Origin of the sequence: Reichenbachiella sp. MALMAid0571, assembly GCF_040151475.1 — a bacterium.
Lineage (GTDB): Bacteria > Bacteroidota > Bacteroidia > Cytophagales > Cyclobacteriaceae > CAXBNB01.
Window position 1 is genome coordinate 61,866 of record NZ_JBDKWG010000142.1, and the last position, 25,085, is coordinate 86,950.

Annotated in this window: 15 protein-coding genes; 7 read left to right on the forward strand and 8 right to left on the reverse strand. The window is 38.5% G+C overall.

What is annotated here, in order from left to right:
* Positions 1–514 precede the first annotated feature (514 nt).
* Both AAOP42_RS16495 and AAOP42_RS16500 read right to left on the reverse strand, forming a co-directional pair.
* Positions 515–1,102, reverse strand: a complete 588-nt coding sequence (locus tag AAOP42_RS16495) for a hypothetical protein (RefSeq protein WP_349529652.1) — start codon at positions 1,100–1,102, stop codon at positions 515–517.
* A gap of 9 nt (positions 1,103–1,111) precedes the next feature.
* Complete coding sequence (locus AAOP42_RS16500; RefSeq protein WP_349529653.1) at positions 1,112–2,767, reverse strand: peptidoglycan DD-metalloendopeptidase family protein; 1,656 nt, start codon at positions 2,765–2,767, stop codon at positions 1,112–1,114.
* Positions 2,768–3,325: 558 nt separating this feature from the next.
* Here AAOP42_RS16500 and AAOP42_RS16505 point away from each other — a divergent pair.
* Complete coding sequence (locus AAOP42_RS16505) at positions 3,326–3,778, forward strand: hypothetical protein (RefSeq protein WP_349529654.1); 453 nt, start codon at positions 3,326–3,328, stop codon at positions 3,776–3,778.
* Here AAOP42_RS16505 and AAOP42_RS16510 read toward each other — a convergent pair.
* Genes AAOP42_RS16510 through AAOP42_RS16530 form a run of 5 tightly spaced genes read right to left on the reverse strand, consistent with a single transcriptional unit; the run spans position 3,775 to position 16,270 of the window.
* The gene (locus tag AAOP42_RS16510; protein WP_349529655.1) at positions 3,775–4,263 is read right to left on the reverse strand and encodes a hypothetical protein; all 489 of its coding nucleotides are present in this window, start codon (positions 4,261–4,263) and stop codon (positions 3,775–3,777) included. The genes AAOP42_RS16505 and AAOP42_RS16510 overlap by 4 nt on opposite strands.
* Positions 4,264–4,271: 8 nt before the next feature.
* Entirely contained in the window at positions 4,272–10,697 is a 6,426-nt protein-coding gene (locus AAOP42_RS16515; protein ID WP_349529656.1) for a DUF6443 domain-containing protein, read from the reverse strand.
* 12 nt (positions 10,698–10,709) lie between these two features.
* Complete coding sequence (locus tag AAOP42_RS16520; protein WP_349529657.1) at positions 10,710–11,186, reverse strand: hypothetical protein; 477 nt, start codon at positions 11,184–11,186, stop codon at positions 10,710–10,712.
* 24 nt (positions 11,187–11,210) lie between these two features.
* Positions 11,211–14,819: an RHS repeat domain-containing protein gene (locus AAOP42_RS16525; protein WP_349529658.1), complete on the reverse strand. Its 3,609-nt coding sequence runs from the start codon at positions 14,817–14,819 to the stop codon at positions 11,211–11,213.
* 20 nt (positions 14,820–14,839) lie between these two features.
* The gene (locus AAOP42_RS16530; protein ID WP_349529659.1) at positions 14,840–16,270 is read right to left on the reverse strand and encodes a hypothetical protein; all 1,431 of its coding nucleotides are present in this window, start codon (positions 16,268–16,270) and stop codon (positions 14,840–14,842) included.
* Between the two features lie 241 nt (positions 16,271–16,511).
* Here AAOP42_RS16530 and AAOP42_RS16535 point away from each other — a divergent pair, with 241 nt between their 5' ends.
* Positions 16,512–17,534: a DUF3500 domain-containing protein gene (locus AAOP42_RS16535; RefSeq protein ID WP_349529660.1), complete on the forward strand. Its 1,023-nt coding sequence runs from the start codon at positions 16,512–16,514 to the stop codon at positions 17,532–17,534.
* A gap of 125 nt (positions 17,535–17,659) precedes the next feature.
* Positions 17,660–18,550, forward strand: coding sequence for a DMT family transporter (locus AAOP42_RS16540; protein WP_349529661.1), 891 nt, complete (start codon positions 17,660–17,662; stop codon positions 18,548–18,550).
* Between the two features lie 10 nt (positions 18,551–18,560).
* Here the strand turns inward: AAOP42_RS16540 and hflX are convergent, their stop codons facing one another.
* Positions 18,561–19,724: a GTPase HflX gene (hflX, locus tag AAOP42_RS16545; RefSeq protein WP_349529662.1), complete on the reverse strand. Its 1,164-nt coding sequence runs from the start codon at positions 19,722–19,724 to the stop codon at positions 18,561–18,563.
* A 124-nt stretch (positions 19,725–19,848) separates the two neighbouring features.
* Here hflX and AAOP42_RS16550 point away from each other — a divergent pair, with 124 nt between their 5' ends.
* From AAOP42_RS16550 to AAOP42_RS16565, 4 genes are all read left to right on the forward strand, one after another.
* A complete protein-coding gene (locus tag AAOP42_RS16550) occupies positions 19,849–20,967 on the forward strand; it encodes a glycosyltransferase family 4 protein (RefSeq protein WP_349529663.1) in 1,119 nt (372 codons plus the stop codon).
* A gap of 177 nt (positions 20,968–21,144) precedes the next feature.
* Complete coding sequence (locus AAOP42_RS16555; protein WP_349529664.1) at positions 21,145–21,843, forward strand: polysaccharide biosynthesis/export family protein; 699 nt, start codon at positions 21,145–21,147, stop codon at positions 21,841–21,843.
* A gap of 13 nt (positions 21,844–21,856) precedes the next feature.
* Positions 21,857–24,205, forward strand: coding sequence for a polysaccharide biosynthesis tyrosine autokinase (locus AAOP42_RS16560; RefSeq protein WP_349529665.1), 2,349 nt, complete (start codon positions 21,857–21,859; stop codon positions 24,203–24,205).
* A gap of 44 nt (positions 24,206–24,249) precedes the next feature.
* Positions 24,250–24,972 carry a tyrosine-protein phosphatase gene (locus AAOP42_RS16565; RefSeq protein ID WP_349529667.1) on the forward strand — a complete coding sequence of 241 codons (723 nt, stop codon included), beginning with the start codon at positions 24,250–24,252 and terminating at the stop codon, positions 24,970–24,972.
* Positions 24,973–25,085 lie beyond the last annotated feature (113 nt).

Here is a 25,085-nt window from a genome sequence, read left to right on the forward strand (position 1 = left end):
ATCATGAGATTAGTACTATCATAAACTGTTTTTATTATATTGTGAACCCAAAGACAATAGAATAGAGATGATCAGGTGTAGTTTTTGATAGAAGCCTCTATCATAATCTGTACATCGAAGCTAGTGTTCATCGCAGAATCAATCATTTCAATTCTTTTTTTATAGTGTAACATTTTGATATAAAAAAAATCCCAATCACTTTATTATGATTGGGATTCCATTTGCTTCTGTACACATAGACCGAGACTAAGTCTCTGCTTTTCATTGATTACTTTCAAGTCTCCTTCGGAAGACTTAAAAGAACGGGGTCAATGCCTTTGTTCAGGTCTTTGACCATATTGCCGTTGGCATCATAGAGGTATTCTTCATCGAATCCCAATCACTTTATTATGATTGGGATTCCTTTTACTTCTGTACACATAGACCGAGACCAAGTCTCTGCTTTTCACTCATTACTTTCAAGTCTCCTTCGGAAGACTTAAAAGAACGGATTTTTGATTTCTTTACAAAATAATTAATCGACTTCATTGTAGATGTGTATACTTTTCAAAGAATCATTTATGAACTCAAAGGTATGAGAGGAATACCCCTCTTCATCTTCAATTACAAACTTATTGATCGCATCTTTGTTTTCAATATTGAATACCTTCGTAAAAGATTCTTTTGACATACCTACTTTTATATTTTTCGATAATTCTACAGTTGAGCTTCTAAGAATTGCGGTATTAAAGTGCACTTTTTTTGCAGTACTATAGAATATAACAGTATCATTTCTTGATGTGTATATCAAAAATTTATCATCACTAGAAGAATGCGTATTACTGTATGGCTGACTATTAAAATGAAATTTATCTCCTAATACCTCATTAACCTTAGATGTATCAATTTTAAAAGTAAATGGGTTTGCCGAAAACTCATTATTCAAAACATAACCTGTTGCAGATTTATTTTGGTTTAATGAATCAACAGTTTCAGAATCATTCTTAACAAAGGAAGCGGCTTCCTGTTGATTTTTCACAACCATAACTTCTTTCGCATTCTCGGTTGATGGCTTACAACTGATCAAAACAATGAATAATATGGGGCATATCTTATTTTTCATAGTTTTAGCTTAAAAATGAATAGAGCTATGACCTGGTGTTCTCATTCTTTTCTGTTCTATGGCATTTTGTCTTCTTTGTACAGCTTGCATTTGTTTAGCTTGAGTTTTTGTAGGAGCATTCTTCAAACCTGAATTAGCATCTCTCGGATTTAAAACAGCTCCATTTGAATCTCTTACTTCATAGTGCAAATGTGATGCTGTACTTGTTCCTGTATTTCCAATCTTACCAATGGTTTCACCTCTTTTTACCACTTGATTATTAGATACTGCCGTAGAGTTATCTTGTAAGTGGAAAAATGAATGCTTGTTGCCTCTATTGTCTTTCATATGTACCCTGTTTCCAGCACCATCACTATCATCTTTGCTTTTTACCACAAGTATTTTTCCATTTGCAGGAGCAACTATGTCTTTACCTTCACTAGCAGAACTTCCATCAACATCAACTATATCAATTCCTTTATGAGGCCTTGCTTTTCCAGTAACAGGATGAACTCTATTTGGATTTTGCTCACTTGATATCACAGGGTCTTTTACTGGCGATATTGTGACTTTATCATCTGCAATTTTCTTATTTTGACTATCTAGTTCAACTCGCTTCTCATGAATAGTCTGTGAGTTATTCCCATTATTCTTATTTTTCTTATCATCTTCAGGAATCATCCCATCAGGATCAATAAAACGTATCGGATTATCAAAGGCGTAATTGTAAGGCGAATGTCTTCTCATCAGATCAGCGGCAAGATCTACCGTATGCCACTTACCCAATGTAGGATCATAATATCTCGTTTGATAATCGTACCATCCTAAATCTAGGTCAGCAACCAATTCTTTACCATTATACTTAAAATTCTGATCCACAGTCCCTGGCTTTGTATAAGAGTTAAAAGCCAGACCAAAGGGATAATAATCTGTCGTCTCCAGTACAGGACTCTCACTTATCGCTACATCAAGGTTATCAAAGAACACATAATTAGAGCTATTGCTCTCATTACTAAGGTAAATATAGATAAATCCTGCTCGATCTATGATAAGATCACTCACTGAAATTGTTTGCTCAAGATTTGCACCCTCTTCTACTCCAAAATACCCTGCATCTACTATAGTATTATCAGAATCAAACAATAAATAGTTCAGATAGGCAGATGGATAACTATCCGAATTGCTGTTGCCTGATAATAGCGCACTGGTGACCGCAGGATCATTGTTGAATATATCATAAATAGCCTGCTGTCCTTCAGAAGCACCTGCTCCATCTACTCCTCCAAAAGCAGTGGTCAACGCTGCTGCTATATTGGCTACTGCTACAGGGCTTGTGCCATAACCTGATATATCTTCATAATAAGCCTTTACACTCATACTTATGGTATCGCCTCTCGATACCGCCGTAGCAAAGCCAGGGCCTATAGGTGCTGCGCTGTTGAGCCTTACTGCTTTGCCTCCCACAGGATATGGAACTCTTGGATCTACATTGAAAAAGTCTGTGGTATCCTGAGTATAAGTAGCATCTTCAAATGTAGCTAAGTACCCACTGGTATATTCACCTGTAGTAAAAGTGCTTCTTGTATTGCCAAGATGGTCTTTCAAGTGGTATTGGTAAGTAAAACTGTCATTTGGTTCTTGTATGATCCTGCCTTCTTCGTGCTGGATAAAAAATAAAAATCCCAACCATCTTACGATGATTGGGATTTCTTGACTTAAAGGGCGTAAAGTTTGAATTGCAAGCTTAAACTAGCTGCTACTTTTGTTTAATTTTGCTAGAACCAACAAACATCATAGGAATACACATATTGAATATGAATTATTATTCGTTTAATATTGTTTATTTATACTGCTAAAATTTGAAAAATACAACATGAATTTTGGACAAAAAATGACGTTCTACCATAAGAAAAACAAACTTCCACAAGCTGATACTGATAAGTACTACTGTATCATTAGAGAAATTATAGGTAGATGTAAGCGTGATGAAGTAAAGCCTTCTATCGAGGTGGCTAAAAAGATTGCTTCCCTTCTTGATACAACATTGGTTACTTGCTCAGGGAGACCAAGAACGATCAATTATTTAAAGATCCTAGCATACTGCAAAGGTTACACGAGCTTAGCCAACTTTCTGGTGGTGATAAAGAACACATCCTTAATGCCCTGAATGAGCTTCTACAAAACGTAAAGGCTAAAAAGGCTTTCACTTCTTAAATAGAAAAAATTACAAACCTTATCTTAATCATGAAAAATCTAATCATTATCATCGCTTTATTTTCCTCCATTAATTGCTTTGCTCAAAATTCTCCTTCAGGCATTATCAATACATTTTTTAATAAATATGAAAATGAAGGAAGCAATATTGCTCTTGATTATCTTTTTTCAACTAACAAATGGATGGGAGACTCTAAAACTCAAATAGATAATATAAAACTAAATTTATCAGGAACATTAGAACTTATTGGTAATTATTATGGATATGAAGAAATTATCTTAAGCTCTATTGGAAACGACTTCAAACTCTATACTTTTCTTGTAAAATATGATAGACAACCACTTAGATTTTCTATCCTTTTATACAAACCAAATGATACATGGCGACTTCAAAATTTTAGCTATGATGATAACTTAGATGAAGAACTAGATGAAGCAGCAAAAGCATATAGATTAGAGGAAAATATTGCGGGAATGCGCTAACTTTTAAAGTATTCATTAATTCTCGGTTGGATAAACCAAATCCCAACAATAAAAATAAAGAAGTAAAGAAATACCAACTGATCACTATATTGAGATGATTTTCTGGATTTGATTTCTTGCATAGACAAGAATGATTGAGCAGTAAAATAGACCACATAAAAAAAAGCAAACGCAAAATAAACGGTCAACAATAAAACAATCATGGGCATTTCGCTCTCACGGCCATTGTTCATAATTGAAGCTATTGAGGAAAAAACAATTAAGTAAAAACAGTTGATGATGAAAAAAGTATCTGGTCTAATTTCATCATCATTAAGCTGTTCATTTAGGTTCTTTCCAACTAATAAAAACCAGCCAAATAAAATATTATAAGATATGATTTCTAGTATAGAACCTATCAAAAAATCAGTAACTATAGCAGATATCATCAATGGCAAAAACACCATTAAAAATATCTGCCAAGATGTAGTTTTAAGTATAAACATCTTTCTATTTAATCCTCGGTTTCTACATTACTGCCAGGCTTTATAATCGAATCAACAACATTACCGAAAAAATTTCCAATCGCATCAATTGATTCGTCTACAAAATTTGAAAGAGCATCTAAATTAGCCGATATTTCTCCTGATACTTGACCAAATGTTGCGCCCACAGAAAATTCATTGGCTCCTTCCCCTCCTGAAGATGATAGCTTGGTGTTCCCTATTTTAGCATTCCCTTTTTTGTCTCTTAATTTGGTACCTCCAGTAATTCCCTCATCATCTGATTTAATTTCAGTTTTAATATCATCCTGAGAGTAAGAAATATCCACAGCATTTCCGAGTGTAAATCCAAATTCTGTTGAAGTAACAGAGCCTGATATCGATTTGTCACCATTTGTACTCGCACTGCCTTCCACTGAGAAAGCTTTACCTTCAACATTCAATTTAAAGGAAGAACCTAGTTTTACTTTTCCACCAATTCCAGCCCCTTGAAGACCTCCTTTAATTGAAATTACATTTCGTGCGCTGTTATTAGCTTTACTAATACTGTTAACTACATTATCCTTAACTGCAGCATTTAGAAGTTTTTCTCCACCTCCAGTTGGAACCATCCCATCAGGATCAATAAACCTGATCGGGTTATCAAAAGCATAATTATATGGAGAGTGCCTTCTCATAAAATCAGCAGCTGGATCAACTGTGTGCCACCTACCCAGAGCCGGATCGTACCACCTGGCCTGGTAATCATACCAGCCCAAACTTAAATCAGCAACAAGCTCTTTCGAGTTGTATTTGAAGTTTTGCCCGATAGTCCCCGGCTTAGCATAGGAGTTAAAGGTCAAGCCAAAGGGATAGTAATCTGTCGTCTCCAGTACAGGGCTTTCTTGAATACTTACGTTGAAATCGTCGAAATACACAGGGTTCAAAGAATTACTTTCATTGCTGATGTAAATATACAAATATCCTGATTGTTCTACTTCCAAAGCCATATCATTAAATATAGGTTCATTAGCATTAAGAGCCGCAGTGGTAACACCGACATATCCACCACTTCCAACTATATAGTCATAATTGTCATCCAGCATGAGATAGTTGATATAGGCAGAGGGATTGGTGTCTGAACTGTTTCCTCCAATCAAAACAGAAGCATTATTAGATATAGCATCGTTAATTCCGGTAAAAACCTGACCTGCTTCACCAGCCGCACCACTTGTGCCAAATACATTTGCAATATTGGCTGCCAATACCGCAGGATCATATGAATTACTCCAGCCAGAAGTATTTTCATAGTAAGCATAAGCGATAAAATTGACAATATCACCTCTTTCCACATGGGTATAAAATGCAGGTCCAATCGGATTTGCACTATTGACCAAAGCAGATTCATTGCCACCTACGGTGTGATTGGCGTTAGCGTAAGTATGCCTTGTTTCAGAAATATTGTAAAACTCACTCTCTTCCTGATCTGCAGTTGCCTGAAGATCGGATTCCATAGTGGCAGTATAAATACTCGTATATACGCCCGAAGTAAAAGTGCTTCTTGTATTACCAAGATGGTCTTTCAAGTGGTATTGGTAAGTAAAACTGTCATTTGGCTCTTGTATGATCCTGCCTTCTTCGTGCCGGATAAATTGTAAGACTCCATTTTCATAAATAAACTCTCCTGCATAGTCTGTAGTCTTGAACAAGGTATCAGCCTGATATACCCTCTGCTTCAGTTTAATTCCTGATGCATCATATTCATAGACTATAGAATCGCCCGGATTGTCCATATCTACTATGTAGGGCAAATTCAAATGGTTGTAATAAATAGAGTCAATCCCTTTGTTCAGGTCTTTGACCATATTGCCGTTGGCATCATAGAGGTATTCTTCGGCTACTTCTACAGCATCTTTGAAGCCATAGGATTCATTGACTATATCATCATCTACTTTTTTCAATCGATTGCTGGTAGCTCCCGGAAGTCCATAATTGTAAGTCAGGTCATCGAACCCTTCAGCGTTTTTACCCAATCTCGACAGGCTCAAAATATTGCCATTGAGGTCGTAGGAAATACCGGACACCTTATACTCACTGACATTGCCAAGTGATCCTGTAATATCAGAATGATGTTGCGCAAATGTCAGTCTGTTCATGGCATCATAGCTGTAGCTGTAAGCCCTTTCACTCACACCTCCCACGGATTGAAAATCGCTCCATTTCATGGCTGAGATGTTGCCGTTGTAGGCTTGTGTATTGCTCGTTCCTGTCATGGTATTGTTGTAGGCCAGTTCGAAACCGAAAAAGTCCTGCAGACTGGTATTGTCATCATCATTGGTGAGGCCACTATCATCTGTCAGGCCGGAGTTGTTCATTGAGGTGAGCCATCCACGGATGTTGTAGCGGTAATCCACCGACTGCATAAAGTCCGTACCATCGGTACTGTGCAGGCTTTTGTCCACCAGCTCACCTATTTGGTTGTATTCATTCTTCAATAGCGTTATTTCGTCTTCCGTATCTGTTTTGTGCTTTACGGCCAGCAACCTGTCGGCATGGTCGTAATCAAAAGTCCTCAGTATGGGAGTAGTATCCGAGCCATCATCGTGTACGGTTTTGGTTTGTAGTACTTTGCCTGTAAAGTCATACAAATTGCTGGTCACATCTATTCCCCCGAGGTTGTTGTCCCCCTTGGCCTGAATCACCCTGTAGCGGTTATCATAATAGGTTGCTGATTTCAACCATTGGCCTGTAGCCAGATTTTTCACTTTCCCTCCGGTCACTTGTCCTTTTACCGCTGTGTTTTCACTCGTTTCGGAGGTATAACTGTCGTGAGACAATGACGGGTTGCTGTAATCATAACCAGTGCCCCAAGTGGTTTCCTGATCGTTTTGATAATCGTAGTTGTCGTAGTATGTCACAGTCAGGTAAGCAGAAGTATCGCTTACATCGGGGAAAGAGGCATTGTTATAGCCATGCACATTGCCTGTTGTGGTTTGCCGGGATTCGTACCAGGCACTTGTTCCACCTGCCAGGGTATTGACGACCGCCTGCATAGAGTCCTGAGTAATGGTAGCCGTATGGGTATAGATACCAGTTAAAACAGGCCGGTTCAGCACATCGTATTTGGTAAAAGTCCACAGGCTGTCGGGCCTCTGGTTGGCATCTTGTGTCAGTACCAGCCTGTCCCGCTTGTCATAAACCATATATACCCAACCTGCTCCGGGCACTTTCTTTTCTACCATCCTTTGCCGTGCATCATATTTGTATTGGAATGCGTAATTGTCAAGCTCCCCGGCATCCAGAGTGGCATTGCCACTAAACACCATTGGTGGCAATACAAACCTGAGGTTACCGAAATCATCATAAATGTAGTAAGTCTGTGCCCATGGGTTCGCTCCATCGCCTGTTTCTACTTTTTTCAGAATAGTGCGCCCCTGCTTGTCTGTAAACTCTACTACCTGATGAAATTCTTCATCTTCGGTAATGTTCTTGTAGAGCTGGCCAGCACCGTAAGGAGTGTTGGCTACAGGCTCATCTGAAGAATTGATCGTCCAGACAATAACATCATCACATCCGGTGGTACAACTGTTCGCTCCAGTGGTTGTATTGGCTTCATAGCTGAAGCGTACCACCCGGTCGGTAGTTACTTCTACATCTTCATCAGGTTGCCAGGCAGCTCCGGGTGCTCCCTGCTTGAGTACACGGTTGAGCGGAGATGCTTCATAGATGGTTTCACTAAAAGGGTAATCATCGTGGGCTACTTTGCCTGCGGTATGGTAAAAATCATATTGTGATGTGCTGGCATGTGCGGTTTCATCCAAACTGGCAGCATTGGCAGCCACTATGCCTCCTGATGTAGTAGCCACATAAGGGAGGAAAGACTTAGTCTGCCGTCCAAATTCGTCATACAATATGGGTTGTATGATATCATGTGGGTCAGGCCCGGGTGATGCCTGCCACAGTACGGTCTGCACAGGCCTGCCAAGCCCGTCAAAGTAGTCCACTTTTCTATTTACTTTGCTTACATCTTCCGGGATATTGTCAGGATCCATTCCCTCCTCTTTGAAAGTCCAGGTCATGATGTAATTTTCGTCCTCATCAGCCAATACCCTGGTGATTTCAGTTGCCGGACTTGTCCAGATAAAGTTGTCTGCATTTGTGATTGCTACTTTATAGCTCCCTGCTGTTGTGACGCTGTAGCTATTCACTGTGGCTCCTGCTATATTCTGATCGTTCTTTTTCCATTGGTAAGCGGCATATCCCGATGTTGCAGTAAGGGTAGATGATTCTCCTATTGCCAGTTCCGTTTGGCCGGTCAATGCCACTACAGGATTACTTACTACCGTAATGTTCCTGGTGTCGGTATTGGAACAGGTATTTCCATCGGTATAGCTATAGGTAATGGTATGTGTGCCTGTCCCCGCTGTAGCTGCGTTGAATGTATTCCCTCCCGTAACACCAGTTCCTGACCAGGTGCCCCCAGATGGTGACCCTCCCGTAATGGTGAAGGTATTGGTGGTAAATACCTGAAGGTCAGAGCCAGCAGAGACGGTGGGAAAATCGTTTATCGTTACATTTTTTGTCTGTACTGAATTGCTGCCACAACCCGTGCCTGTATAAGTAATCACTGCGGTACCTGAAAAATTACTATCCCAATTAACCAAACCGGAACTGTTTATTGTTCCTGCACCCGAAGTGATAGACCAGGTGCCCGTTCCGTTTGATACGCTTGCATTGTAGTCGGTATCTGCAGAGTTCCTGCACAAACTACTCGTGCCTGTTATCGCTGTAGTGGTCACATAAGGGGTCACGGTCACGTTTTTTGTCTGTACCGAATTGCTGCCACATCCCGTGCCTGTATAAGTAATCACTGCGGTACCTGAAAAATTACTATCCCAATTAACCAAACCGGAACTGTTTATTGTTCCTGCACCCGAAGTGATAGACCAGGTGCCCGTTCCGTTTGAAACGCTTGCATTGTAGTCCGTATCTGCAGAGTTCCTGCACAAACTACTCGTGCCTGTTATCGCTGTAGTGGTCACATAAGGGGTTACTGTTACCGTTTTATTTGCGCTTGTTGAAGTGCCACAGACACTTGCCGTTACGGATATGGTAGCTGACCCTGAAAAACTACTCAACCAGGTAACCAATCCGGATGAATTGATGCTTCCCGCACTTGACGGACTAATTGACCAACTATAAGTACTTGCATTGGATGCGTTGGCATTATAATCTGTCGTTCCTCCTCCTCTGCATCTGCTCGACACTCCTCCACTGATACTTACCTGACCAACAGCGGGGATCACAGTAATAGCCAGGTCAGAACTGTACTTAGTATAAGTGGTTCCACATGATGTGGTAATTTTTCGCACCTTGTATGTATGGCTTCCAGTAGCTGTGGGAACATAGCTATAACCATCAGTGCCTGTGTCTACACCGTCTTTGTACCAGTCTCCGGACACATTCGACAAAAGTGTCACATTTCCGGGACAATAACTCCCAGGACTTTCTTCCGAAGAGTTGATATCAACGCTTATGGTAGGATTTGATGGCGGGGGTGGCGCAGCACTAACGACTGCAGAATTATCCAGAGTCACTGTACAACTTCCAGTGGTGGCTGTTGCGGTATATGTGCCCGGGTTTGCTGTGTAGTTGAAGCTAAGTGAGTATTGAGAATCACTTGTTTTGGTGACCTGTTGTAAGTATGAACTCTGCCCTGTTTTATATAATTTAAAAACTGTACCATTTGCAAAATCTGGCGGATAGTTTAGACTTAGCGTAGCGGCTCCACCTCCACAGTTCTGATTGGCAACATTCACATACGCACCATAAGTCTGAGGTGCACTAGTGATGGTCACATATACTTTTCCTGAACTACTACTCCACTGATTACTGCTGTTTCGTGCCCGAATATAATACCAACCGGTTCCTTCATTGGCAGTAAAAGTGCTACCAGAGCCTTTGGATGTACTGGTACCTGCAGAGCTTTTTCCCTGCCAGAACCAAGTCACCCCACTCGGAGGGCTTCCGCTTCTGGTTAGAGTGGCTTGATTATTAGATGAACAAACACCACTTGTTGTAATAGTAGGGTCTCCCGGAGCAGTGGGTCCTGCTGAAGCTACTGAGACAGCTAAATCACCATAGTAATAATCGTAATACCCATCTGCATCATAATACATATATTGTGTCCCTGAATTAGTCCATTTAACGGTGACATTCTTTTCATATTCACTCTGAATCTGCCCTGTATAGACATACCAACCTGAGTAAATCAGGGATTCGTATATGTCAACATAATAATAGTCAATATCGTTTTGGGATACCGAAGTGGGGCCATAAATGGTAACATTTTGAGCGTCGCTGTAGCTTGCAAAGACTAATAAAGCAAAACATAAAAAGAATAGTCTCAGTACTTTACTTACTGCATAAGCATTTTTCTGTGGTATCTGTATCATCATTGTCTGCTTTAATTAATTGCTAACTTTTTTCAAATGCCATTTTCGGAAAAGCCTGTCTCTATCCTGATCTCCTCCAAGGTTGAGCAACATAGCAGAGGCACCAATGTTCTCGATCCGTTGTTCGAATTGCTTGCCGTCATCCATGGTTATAACCAAACTAACATCATCATTCAACAGCTCCCAGCTACCCTGTACCTGACGGCCCGGCTGCAATTCCAACACATAGCCACCATCCTCCCGAAAAGTGATTTTACGGTTCCCAAATGTGTTCTTAATTCTGTCTTTCCTTTCTTGTTTGAGCGTATCATAATGAGATTTGGACTTTGATTGGATCTGGCCGATGCTTTTGTTGTAGTCCAGTGCCCATGTACCGATTAACCGATCTGCATTTTTTTGGTTAGAATTTCCCTGGGCATATAGTGTACTTACTGATAGCATGAGTATTGTAGCCAGTGCACAGAAATAGTATTTATATCTTTGATTGTTCATTTTAGTGTAGGTTTTAGAGTAAGGTTAGTTTTGGGCTTTGTAGTGATATTCTGTCTTACTTAGCACATTGCCTTCAAAATCCCTGATGTGCCTGAGCCTTCCAAAATCATCGTACTCATAGTAAGTAGTTACTCCGTTCGGATCGGTTTGGGAGGTTATGCCTATGAGCGGATCATGGGTATAGGTAGTCATTTGGGCATCTACCGGATGCAAACGAATGTCATCTAAATAATTACTACCCGTAATTGAATAAGTGGTACTGGATGTGGTAACTGTAATAGGCACAGTGTTTTTTGTCCAATCTGTTCCATTGCTGCTACTCCAATAGGTCAGAGTATAATCTCCTTCCAGTTTATCTCTAAGTTCTACATCATAAGTTCCCTGATAGATGTATTTACCCGTATGGGCGGTGGCAGAACTTACCCGTTGTACATGTTCTTCAAAGTTTTCGAACAATACTTCATTTACCCTGGAATACACAGGGTCGAATAGTTTTTTATAGTTAAAATGACCACCAAAACCTACATCTGATTCTTTGGAGTAAGTGATGCTATATACTCCAGCAGTTAATGGCACAGTTGAGTCTAAAGAGCCGTTGACAGACCTAAAAGTCTGGGATGAAACCGTATTTCCCTGACTGTCCTTTACAGTCAAAATAATATCTGTATCTAGCCCTGTTGTTTGTGCCAAATCAGTAAATGCATTAATTCCGATCGTAGCAGTGTGATTTGATGCAACCACCAGATTAGTCAGTAAAGTTCCGGTTGTGGTTCCCATAGCCGGTGAAACACCCATTGAAGGGTCAACCCACGATTCGTAAGCCGCAGTAATGCCTGTATTATTATGTATAGCATTATCAATTTTGGCTATTGGCAAACTATTGTTATAACTCCAGATATAACCCACCCTAAAATCGTTAGGTTTAGAAATATCGACTGGATTCCCTGAGTTGTCATAATGATAGTAAATAATCCTATCCCTTAAAGTGTTAACTACAGATTCAGGGCCGTTAAGGCTTGCCACTTTTTCCGGCAATATGTAACCAAATCCATCCCAATTTTTGAATGTCGTTCTTTGCAATGAAACAAGTTCTTCGTAATCTGTAATATCATCGTTATCAAAATCTTTATATAATTCTGTCTGTATAGGTACTGAAATTCGATGCTGTTTGTCTTCTTTCAACTCATCCAGAGCCAGAAACTCTACAACCGTCAAGTCACCACCTATCAGACTAGTGCGTGTAGGAACATCATCAGGATAAATGGTTTTAGAAATGATCGTTTCTCCTTTGCTGTCGGTGGTTACCGTTCTGGTCAATTGCTTATGTGTAGTGTTGTCATAATAGTAATTGCTTGTTGTAACTACTGGATTGGCTCCATTAGTATCATAAATTGTAGATGTTGTTTGTTTCAGTATCTTTCTACCAAGTTGTGTACTGTCTATTTGATAGTTGTACATGAGACTAAGCCAATCATTGTTTTGGTCATATGGGTCCCCTCCCATACTCCCTTGGGCTTGGATCATAAATGGCGAATAAACAAAATTGTTGTAGATCACATTCCCCAAAATGGTTTCATAGGTATTTTCCACCATTTTGATCATGGTATAACCGGATTCTACTGATTTATACACCTCCTCTCTGATGAGTTTTCCACGCTTCCAGGAAGAAGTTTCGTAAAAATTCATTTCTTCAATTCCATAATGAATGATCCCATTTAAAAAACTCCAATAAACGAGTTGATCTGCAGGTGGATCTCCATAGTCGAATGTTTCACTATACTCAGCATGCCTATAAGAAACTGGTGTGACTAGACCATTCATCACTTTGTTGTTGGTTATATTTTGAAAGTAAGAGACTGTCTTTCCTTTATTCTCAAGGTTGACAGGATCATAATCGTATTCTGTGACAATACCATATTCAATTACAGGTTCGCCTCCTAAGTTGTTGTTGTAATGAGGAGAGGTGGACACTACGGCATGGGTTACACTACCAGTACCCGAATTGTTATAATATTTTCGGATGTATCCTTTGTTTCGATTTGGATGTAATAAATTAGGATTTGAATAAGTGTAGTTTTTCACATTGGTTGGAATGACAGATTCACCATCGTAGTTGGAAATGGACTTTATCCTGAGACCACCTACCAAAGTAACTCCGTCGCTATTGGCTTCATAGTCAAATATCGAATATCCCTTGGTTGGGTATGTGATTTTCTCCAATATCCCAGCTTTCATGTTGGATTCATTTACCGTCCTTACACCATCTCCAACAGTAAAAGTAGGGGTCTGACCAAGCCCTGACCAGTTTGACGGTACAACAACGTATGTAGAAGGAAGCAAGGATCCTGTATTGTTGTTGCAATACCCCCAAAAGTCCTGAGCAGTAGTACATCTTCGTTTAAGTGTGGTGCTATTGTACTCAAAAGTATGTTTAGGGTCGTTTATAGAAGATCCCCCTCGATACATAGATATAAGTTTCAAAGATTTTACCTGGCTGTCATATGAGGAAGTAGTACTATAATTCTGGGAAAAACTACCTCCAGACCGGATAAAATAGTCATATTCAAAATGATATTCATCTTTTAGGATTCCGACGGGGTTAACATCAGTGGCATAAATTTTTACAGCATCCAACTTGTAGTCGTTCTCCAGATCCTGCCGTCCTAATGTAGATTCAAATTTCACAAAACCATTCCTAAATTCAATTTTCTCTAGAAATAAGCGCTCTATTAAAGAATTTTGATAGTTGCTTACCTTTGGAATAAGGTTGTCAGGAAGAACGAGTGTTTCACTCGCTGCTCTGGCATATTCTTGTATTTTTCCTGTTCCCTTTTGCTTATATTTTAAAGAAACCGTATTCTTACCATCAGCTGAAATGACTTCTGCCAGATACCAAGTGGTCACATATTGAAAGAGGTATGGGCTTAGGTATGAATCGGTGTATTCCGTAGCTTTGTCACCATTTGTATTTTTTCCGAAAATTAATTTGGTGCCATCTTGTAAAATGGCATGAATCTCCGTTGAAGATATAGCATTGATCTTAATGACCATAGACTCATCTTCAAAGACCGCTTTGAATCCATTATTCTGGTCAAAATAAAATGTACCGTTAATGCCCAATGCGTTGAATACATATTGGTCAGGAGCTGTGTCCTTTAAGCCCTCAGCAGCATCTTTGAGATACGCATAATTAGTGGAATTATATGGCAAGTTTTTTATATCAGGTATGTTGCTGTTGTAATTGATATCAGGAAGCCCCTTTGTGTTCCTTATAATCGCTCCTCCGGCATTGAGTGTCCAGCCAAGACCTACCCATGAAGCCAAATCATTCAAACGGATACCTGATGAATTATAGTTTAGACCAATGGGAATGCTTATTCCTTTTTCTGACACGGTATAAATTGGAATGCCTATGCTGGCCTTTCCCAGATTTTTATTGACCGGATATAACCCGTAATTCCCTAGGCTGGCGGCATTAGGTGATACCGGATGGTATGCAGGTAGCTCCATGGATGCTTGCTGTCCAAAAGAGTATAATGTTACCAACACTAAAGCCAATGATAGCAGAATTACCTTGGGAAGTAAAAACCTGATATCTACTTTCTTATTAATTGTTTTGATTATATAATTCATATTGCTGTAATTTTTTATAGCTATGCTTTCTTCAGTTTTTTTACATCAAACCCAAACCTGACCACCCACGGGCTGGCGTAGAGTTGTTTGGACTTATCGTGAATGAAGTTGTATTGTATGATCATTTTACCGTTTACATTTTTGCCCAACCCAAAGGTTTTGCCCATTCCTGCCATTGCCCCGGGTACGGATTGAGTTGTTTTAATTTCAGTTTGTTGGCTTGTTCTGCTGGTATAAATATTTTCGAACTCCGCATGGGCAAAAAAGCTTTTATATACCGAGTAGTCAGTGAATACCCTGCCCCCATAAGTATCAGAATTGAATGAGTTTTGCCATTTTTTGCCATTGCCAAACTCACCTCTGAATACAAATTCAGTCCCTATAGCCCATTTGGTATTAGCCAAATAGGCTATTGATGGGGCAAAGTCAATGTCAAGGTATTCCCGTTGGCTGATCCGGAGGTTACCCCCTACTTTGATGCGCTCCCAAAAAGTTTTATTCTCCAGGGAAGTTCGTTTGATGCCTCCTTCCAGATTTTTTGACGATGGTAGTGTCAGGTATTTCTTTTTGTATGTTGAGAGGGTCTTGTGGGCACTGTTCAGGGTTTTGTTTTTGGAAGCCAAATCGGATTTTGATAGTTTTTGAAGGTTGCTTTTCAGGTTCTTTTTATCACGATACCGATTGAAGTCCGCCTTGTAAGCATCCAACCTCTCTTGTTCAGCAACCATTCTTTGCTGTTCCATTTGCATCTCATCTATGCCTGCTATCGAATAGGCATAGCTTTCCAAATAGTCGTTTAGTTGGTCTTTGAGCAGGCTGTCCCGTGCGGAGGTATAGTATTTTAAAGAATCAATTGACATATTGGGTATTGAATCCGCTTGATTGTGCAGATATTGATGGGAATAGAAATGGTATTCCTGACTTAGCAGGCTATCAAAACTGTTGTCTTGGGATTCACCGAAATTATTTAAAGGAAAGCCTCCATATTTTTCAGAAAGCACAAGTATTTCGTCATTAATCGAATCTCGTTTGTGCTGGTACTGATTTGCAATCTCATTTTGTATCGAGTCAGGATTTACCCACAATGCCTTAATTGAGTCTTGCTTTGACTTGTATAACCCATCCAGTTTTTTCAGCTTTTTTAATTTTATAAAATCTGTTGCTGAAATATTTGTTTGTTGCTCGGCTTTCAGTGAGTATGCCCTGGCAAGTGAATCAAATTGGTGTTTGTAAAACTTGTCTAACTTTTTAAATTGCTTCAGGCTGTCGTTCACATACTTCTTGTATTCCTTCCGGTCTTGGTTAAGTTGTTTCGCCTGATTTACCCATGGATTTGAAAAAGTAACGGAAGTTTTAACCTGGGCAAACCCACAAAAAGAAATCGAGGAAAAGAGTGAAATCAGAATACAACACCTTATAAAATAAGGAAATATTAACTTAGTTAAGTACATGACTTAATACCAATAAATTGTTAAATAGTCTAACAATTGTAATTAATCATATTTTAATAAAACAAAATATTATAATATTAACTTTGTATATTTTACAATAAAACAGTTATTATTCAATTTATTCTTTCTTTAGTAACAAAACCTAAAAGAGCATTTACTCTAAAGGTGAACTATTGATTCAATTTTCTGAATATTGTCCGGCTTTTATTATAATTTAGATTTTGGTTTCAACTTCTATACTATGAACAATCTTTCCGGCAAACTTTTCCTGACTTGTTTAGTGCTTTTTTTCGCACTTTCTTCTTTCACCTTTCGTCAAAAACCAGCTTCCATAGTAGAAAAAGCCAAATCGTTGATCGATTCGTTTAATCCTGAGCAAAAAGAAAAGGCTATGCTGGACTTTAGTGACGCAGACCGCACCAGTTGGACATACCTTCCGGCTCAAAACCGCAGAGGGCTTCCCTACAAGCAAATGAGCAGCAACCAAAAAGGATTGGTCAATGATTTTGTCAAAGTGCATCTTAGCGAAATGGGATACAATAAAACTCAGGAAGTGATTGCGCTGGAGCAAGTCTTGTTTGAATTGGAAGGATCGAGCAAAAGAGATACGGAATTGTACTTTATCTCATTTTTTGGAAATCCACTGAAAGATAAAGTTTGGGGCTGGAGTTTTGAAGGACACCATGTATCGTTAAATTTCACCATTATCAATGGGAAAATATCTTCCTCTCCCAGGTTTTTGGGTTCTAATCCGGGCGAAGTGAAAGAGGGAAGAAAAAAAGGATTGAGAGTGCTCAGAAGCGAAGAAGATCTGGGAATGAAATTGATCAATTCAATGACTGAGGAGCAAAAAAACAAAGCCATTATTAGCCCTAAAACCTATGGCGAAGTGGTGACTGCCAGTGAATCAAAAGTGGATCATCTTGGAGACAAAGGCATTTCAGTAAGGGATTTCGATTCTTCTCAGAGAAAAACATTTGATAAACTTCTGGATTTGTACATATTTTATTTGGTCGATGAGTTGGCCAATGAAAGAAAAAAGGCAATAGAAAAAGCTGGAATTGATAATTTGATTTTTGCCTGGGCCGGAAGCCTTACTGCTGGAAATGCCCACTACTACCGCATTCAGAGTAAGGAGTTTTTGATTGAGTTTGATAATTCACAAAATAACGCCAACCATATCCATACCGTTTGGAGAGATTTCGATGGTGATTTTGGAAGGGATTTGATCAAAGAACATTATCAGAATTCGAACCACCATTGAGCCACCAGGCTTAATAGCATAGGCTTTAGGATACCTATTCAACCCCTTAAATCGCAAATGATTTGTTTTGTGCTGCTTTAAGCACAAAAAAGAATACAATCTAAAAACTCAAAGTATTGTTTAAAATGGGTTCTGACAAAAAAACTTCTTTGGCAGTAATACTCGCTGTATTGGGCGTGGTACTCTTTTCTGCCAAGGCCGTAATGGTGAAATTGGCTTACCAGTTTGATATTGAAGCAGTGCCTTTGTTGTTGCTGCGGATGGCCTTTTCCATTCCGGTATATGCTGTCATGGTTTTTATTAAAAAGCCAAATAATCCTGAAAGTATAGAAAAGAAGGATTACTTGTGGTTGGTTTTATTCGGCTTCTTAGGTTACTACCTGGCCAGTTACTTTGATTTTTTAGGCTTGGCCTATATCAAAGCAAGCCTTGAACGCATTATATTATTCGTTTACCCTACTTTGGTACTTTTGATATCATGGGTTTTTCTAAAAAAACCAGTTACCAAAATTCAGATTTTTGCAATATTAATTACCTATCTGGGTATCATTATCACTTTTTCTGATGAATTGAAAACTACAGGAGATGATGTGATCTTAGGTGGTGTATTAATATTTTTTAGTGCACTGACTTATGCCTCATACCTTGTTGGGAGCGGATGGCTGATTCCCAAATTCGGAGCAACTACCTTTACTTCTTATGCCATGATAGTATCTTGCCTGGCTGTTATAATCCATTTCTATCTTTTCGAAAAAGTTGATTTGCTCCATTTCCCCAATGAAGTTTATTATCTGGGAATAGCAATGGCCATATTATCAACTGTAATTCCCTCTTACCTTGTTTCTGCTGCTATCAAACAATTAGGAGCTTCCAACTTCTCTATTATAGGAAGCCTTGGACCTATCTCTACGATCCTTTTAGCCAATATCTTTCTGGACGAAAGGATAACAATCACGCAAATCATTGGAACAATAGTAGTGATAGCCGGAGTGTTTGTAGTATCGAAAAAGAAATAATTTCTAAAAATTAATAATATTCCGGAGCGAGATAGTTGGGATAGATTTTCATATGAAAACTTTGAACTGATTCGAAAATGCGCTTTCTGAAATCTTCTATGTTTTCCCTTTTTGTAGCCGAAATATAAATTTTGCCCTTTCCGTTCTTTTCATTAGATACCTCCAAACCTTCAGGAAACAACTCAATGAGCCTTTCTTCCGACAACCTGTCTATTTTATTGTAAACGGTAATGATTGTTTTATCAATAGCCCCTATTTCGGTCAATGTGTTTTTAACCACCTCGATATGATCTTCAAAAGAAGGATGCGAAATATCTACCACATGAAGTAAAATATCCGCTTCTCTTACCTCGTCCAGAGTTGATTTGAATGACTCAATCAGGCTGTGTGGAAGTTTTCTGATAAACCCTACGGTATCAGACAATAGAAAAGGAATATTGTTCAAAACTACCTTTCTTACAGTGGAGTCCACTGTAGCGAATAGTTCGTCTTTGGCATAAATATTCTCTTTTGCCAGAAGGTTCATTATGGTGGATTTACCTACGTTGGTATATCCTACCAATGCCACACGCACAATATTGGCTCTTGACTTTCTTCTGGTCTGGCCTTGTTTGTCTATCTTCTCCAACTTTTGTTTTAAGACACTAATTTGATTCCGGATCATCCTACGGTCAGTTTCGATTTCCTTTTCTCCTGCCCCACCTCTGGTGCTGGTACCTCCTCTTTGCCTTTCCAGGTGAGTCCACATTCTGGTAAGCCGAGGCATCAAATACTCAAACCGGGCCAGTTCTACCTGTGTCTTTGCCTGAGAAGTTTTTGCCCTTTTTAAGAAAATATCCAAAATCAATAAACTCCGGTCATATATTTTGACACTCAACTCCTTTCCTATATTTCTGAGTTGGGAAGGTGACAGGTCATCATCAAAAATAATAATCTCAATACCTTCTGCCTCTATATATGCCTTCACATCTTCAAGCTTTCCCTTTCCTATAAAGGTTCTTTTATCCGGATTTTCAAGCTTCTGAGTAAATGTTTTTTTTGTCTCAATGTTCAATGTCTGAGCCAGAAAAATCAGTTCATCTACATACTCCTTATGATGGTCTTCCGAACCTGATTTATTTATTACTGCTATTATTATTGCGGTATCCTTTATACTTGTATTTGAATCTGTCATCGAAAAGCTAATTTGCACTTAGCGCAAAGGTTTTAAGCAAAATTACATAAATAGAACAATATAGTATTATCATTTTTAGCCGTTGATAAATACAATAATTTCGAGCATATTTACTTATCAATAGATGAGAATAGCAATATCCATAAACCGATCCTGGAATATCTATAATTTCCGAGCCGGACTTGTTCGGGCACTTGTGGCCGAAGGACATGAGGTTATTGCTATTGCCCCAAAAGATCAGTACTCCAGGCTGTTGATGAAAATGGGCTGTAGGTTTTTCCCATTGGAAGTAGAAAATACGGGTTCTAACCCAATAAAAGATTTGCTTCTCTATCTTGAATACCTCAAAATCTATAAAAAAATACAGCCCGACATAGTATTACAATACACCATTAAACCGAATATTTATGGAACAATGGCCGCCAAGAAGCTCAAGATTCCGGTAATAAATAATGTAAGTGGGCTTGGTACTGTTTTTTTAAACAATGGAATGGTTTCCTACATTGCTCAGTTTTTATATAAAATAGCTTTTCGTAAAACTGACCTTGTTTTTTTTCAAAATGAAGACGACCGAAAAGAGTTTTTGAATACAATAAACCTCCCAAAACTGAACACGGATTTACTCCCGGGCTCAGGGATTAACCTTACCAGGTTTACACCACAGCCCAAAATGAATGGACAAAAATTTACCTTTTTAATGATATCCCGAATCATTAAAGACAAAGGAATCTATGAGTACATCAATATGGCCAGAAGAGCCAAAGAAAACAAATTGAGTGCTATCTTCCAGTTGTTGGGAGAGCCGGATGTCGGTCATAGAAGGGGGATTAGCAGAGAAGAACTGGAGGCCTGGCATAAGGAAGGTATCATTGAATATCTGGGAGTAACAGATTATGTGGGGGATGTGATTAAAGAAGCAGACTGTGTGGTATTGCCTTCGTATAGAGAAGGTACCCCAAAAACTTTGCTGGAGGGAGCGGCTATGGCCAAACCCTTAATAGCCACGGATGTAGCCGGTTGTCGTCAGGTTGTAGTAGAGGGAAAGAATGGATTTCTGTGCAAAGTCAAGGACGAAGAAAGTTTATTTGAGGCTGTAAATAAAATGTACCATCTCAATAAGGAGGATTTACATAGAATGGGCGCAAACGGGAGAGAGTACATAGAAAAAAACTACGACGAGAATATTGTGATCAACAAATATTTGTATTGGATTGAGAAGCTGTCTAATGCTACCGACAAGTAATTTTTATTGCATCGTACTATAATTCATTCATAATATTTCGGTTTTATCACTTAAATGGGCAGATTTGCTGTTATTCATTTCAACTCAAATACTAATTTGATAGTGAAAATTTCTCCACTTTTTGTTCTTGTTCTGGCTGGCTTACTGGCCTCATGTAAGGTATATAAGCAAGATATTATGTTTCAGCTGAATGAAAACTTCACTTCAGCCGATCTGTCAAAAGCTGTTTCAGCTACTGAAAAAAATTATATAATTCAGAAAAATGATCTGATAAGTATAGATGTCTTCACCAATAAGGGAGAAAGAATCACAGATCCTAATTTTGAACTCAGGACTAGTGGTGGGAATAATCAGGGTGGCCAGGGCAAAAAAGAGTTTTCATACCTGGTGATGGAAAACGGGAATGTTAAGCTTCCCGTAGTTGGAGAAATACTCCTGGATGGGCTCACCATTAACGAAGCTGAAAAAAAACTTGAAGAAGAATATAATGATTACTATAAAGAATCTTTCGTCAAGCTTGGTTTTTTAAACAAAAGAGTAATTATTCTGGGTGCAACTGGGGGACAGGTCATCAATCTGAAAAATGAAAATACGTCGTTGGTTGAGATTTTGGCTGAAGCAGGTGGACTGAATCTGGGCGCAAGAGCTCAAAACATAAGGTTAATAAGGGGTGACCATACTAATCCGGAGGTTTATATGATTGATCTTACCTCAATTGAGGGAATGAAGAGTTCCATTATTACAATGAAACCAGGAGACATAATATATGTAGAACCATGGAGGAGGGTATGGCTGGAAGGCCTTAAAGATATCGCTCCAATACTAAGCCTGGTGTCGAGTGTACTGACCCTCGCACTGGTATTACAACGACTGTAAAGCGGAAACAGACATGCAAAAACCACACAATCAAAATGATGATGGAAATCCATTGAATGACATTGATTTGGATAAAATCTATCATGTGCTCAAAAGAAGCATTCCATGGATTGTGTTACTGCTGTTGATCACCAATATAATTGCCTATTTGTACGTCAGATATACACAACAGATTTTTCAGTCAGAGTCGGTTCTAAAACTTGACATCAAAAACGAAGCAGATTTACTTGGTTTACAAAATCCAATTACGCCAGATATAAAAGGAATCTCCGGAGAAATGGAGTTACTGAAATCCCGGTTGTTTTTCGGAAGGGTAGCAGATGCTATAGGACTGGACGTTTCTTATTATCATCCGGGAAGAAGCCATATTTTCAGTCAAATCGTTGACGAACGCTACAACAATTCTCCTTTTGCAGTCAGCTACAAATTAAAAAATAATTCATTTTATGATAGAAAATTCGATCTTGAAATTCTGGATGAAAACAACTTCAGTCTAAAGTATGATGTTAACGGCGAAAAAATAGAATTGACAAAAAAATTTGGAGAAAAGATTTCGAATGATCACTTCAACTTTCTTATTGAAAAAACATCCTCATTTAATACCTCTTCTACCGAAAAGGATTACTATTTTACCATCAATAGCCGGGAGTCTTTAATCAATTATTTGGCAAGTAATGTAACTGTACAACCTGAAAATTTTAGTGCAAATACAATAAAGATATCACTTAAACACTCCAACAAACATAAGGTAAGAGATATTGTACATGCGATAGATACCTTGTATTTGGAATATACCACAGAAGCCAAAAATCAGGCCATCAAACAAAAAATTGAATTTTTAGATGATCAATTGTTAAAGACAACCGAGGAGCTATCCCGGTATGAACAATATTTCGAAAATTTCACAATCAAAAACCGAACAACTGATCTCTCCAGAGATTTAGCTCAGACCATTTCCATGCTCAATGCACTGGATTCTCAAAGGTATAATTTGAGAAATCGCCTGTCAAATGTAAATATGATTTTGAAACAAATAGAAGCTGAAAAATCTCTTTTGATTAATCCGAGAATGATCACAGGGTTACCCGGGTTTATTTCACAATCAATTAGTAATTACAATGATTTGGTTTCAGAAAGAGAGCTAAAACTGGCTTCCTACAATGACAACACATTTGTAATTCAACGCATTGACAAAGAACTCGATGTGGCTCGCAAGCGTGCTATAGAACAAATAAACGAGTATCAGAAAAATCTGGTAGAAAGTGTAGAGGAACAAAATAGAAGAAGAAAAATGCTGGAAGGAAATTTTGTTGAACTACCCTCGATGGGTACGGATTACAATAAAAACAAGCGATTTTACTCCCTGCAGGAAGAATATTACCTCTCGATAATCAAAACCAAAATGGAACTGGAAATTGCCCGTGCCGGGACAGTCACCAATTTTGTGATATTATCACCAGCATCTTTTCCCACTGAACCAATTGAACCACAAAAAGCTTTAATACACGGTGTAGGGTTCGTGTCAGGGTTGATATTGTCCATATTTTTTGTAGCCATCAGATATTTGCTGCACAACAAAATCAGCAGCCACAAGGAGCTTGAAAATCTGATCAACATTCCTATGTTGGGTATAGTACCTTTTTATAATAAGGAGAAGTTAAATGTAACCCAGCTTGTGGTGGATAAAAATCCAAAATCAGCTATTAGTGAATCCATCCGATCGATTCGTACCAATATGGATTTTTTGATTCCGGGAAAAGGTAAAAAAATAATTTCTATTACGTCCACAGTAAGTGGTGAGGGCAAAACGTTTATTGCCGTCAACCTTGGAGCTATTTTAGCTTTGTCTCATTCCAAAATAGTAGTGGTGGATCTTGATATGAGAAAACCAAAAGTTCATTTGGCTTTAAATCAGGAAAAGGGTGACAAGGGCGTCAGTACTATTTTAATTGGAAAACACAGTATCGAAGAATCTGTCAATACTACAAACATCGAAAATCTTTCTTTTATCACTGCCGGCCCAACTCCTCCAAATCCTTCAGAATTAATATTAAGTGATAAATTCGGCCAGTTTTTAGAAGACTTGAAAAATACTTTTGATGTGGTCATTTTAGATACGCCACCTGTTGGTTTGGTCACAGATGGAATACTGGTAATGAAACATGCAGATTTACCTATATATGTACTCAGGGCAGATTATTCAAAGCGATCCTATGCCAAATCAGTAAATAGCTTATCAATGAACAATAAGTTTAAAAACCTAACAGCCATCTTGAACTCTGTTAAATCAAACAAAAATCAGGGGTATGGTTATGGTTATGGTTATGGTTATGGACAGGGATATTATGACGAAGACAGTTAATAGTAAACCCTTTCAAAGTCATTATCACTTTTTAATCAATAATTGTGTTCCCTTTTTTAAAAAAAAAGAAATCAGAAAACTTTTTATCAACAGACATTCATTCCCATTTATTGGCTGGAATTGATGATGGGGTAAAAACCTGGGATGCATCTCTGGAAATACTTAGATATTTGAAAGAAGCAGGGATCAATAAAGTAATCACCACTCCGCACATCATTTCTGATTACTACCCAAATACTCCTGAAATTATCCATCAGAAATTATCTGAATTAAAAGAAGAGGTTACTAATTCAGGTATCGACATTCAAGTTGAAGCTGCTGCTGAATACATGATTGATGAAGGATTTATAGAACTCCTCGATGGTGAAGAACGGCTTCTGACAATTGGTAAGTCTTTTGTGTTGGTAGAAACACCTTTTATCAATAAGCCCCTGTTTCTGGATGAAGTATTCTTTAAGATGAAATCACTGGGTTATCAGCCAATACTGGCACATCCCGAACGCTATTTATACCTACAAGATGATTATTCACTCATTCAAAACATAATTGATTCATCGGTACTTCTTCAAATAAATATGGGCTCATTAGTGGGTTATTACTCCTCAGGAGCAAAAAAACTAGCCGAATATTTAATCACACACAAACAGGTGCATTTCTTAGGTTCAGACATTCACAATTCGAAACACCTGGAAGCATACAAAAAGGCATTATATTCAAAATATTTCGAAAAGTGCAGGCAACTATTCTTATATAACAATACATTATAAATAGCATACTCAAGGGATACTTTAAGTTCACCCTTTATATTCAGGGATAAAAAAGATTAATTTTAAAATTAGTCTATCTTTGCCCGTCGAAATTCAGAATACAGGTTTTTACA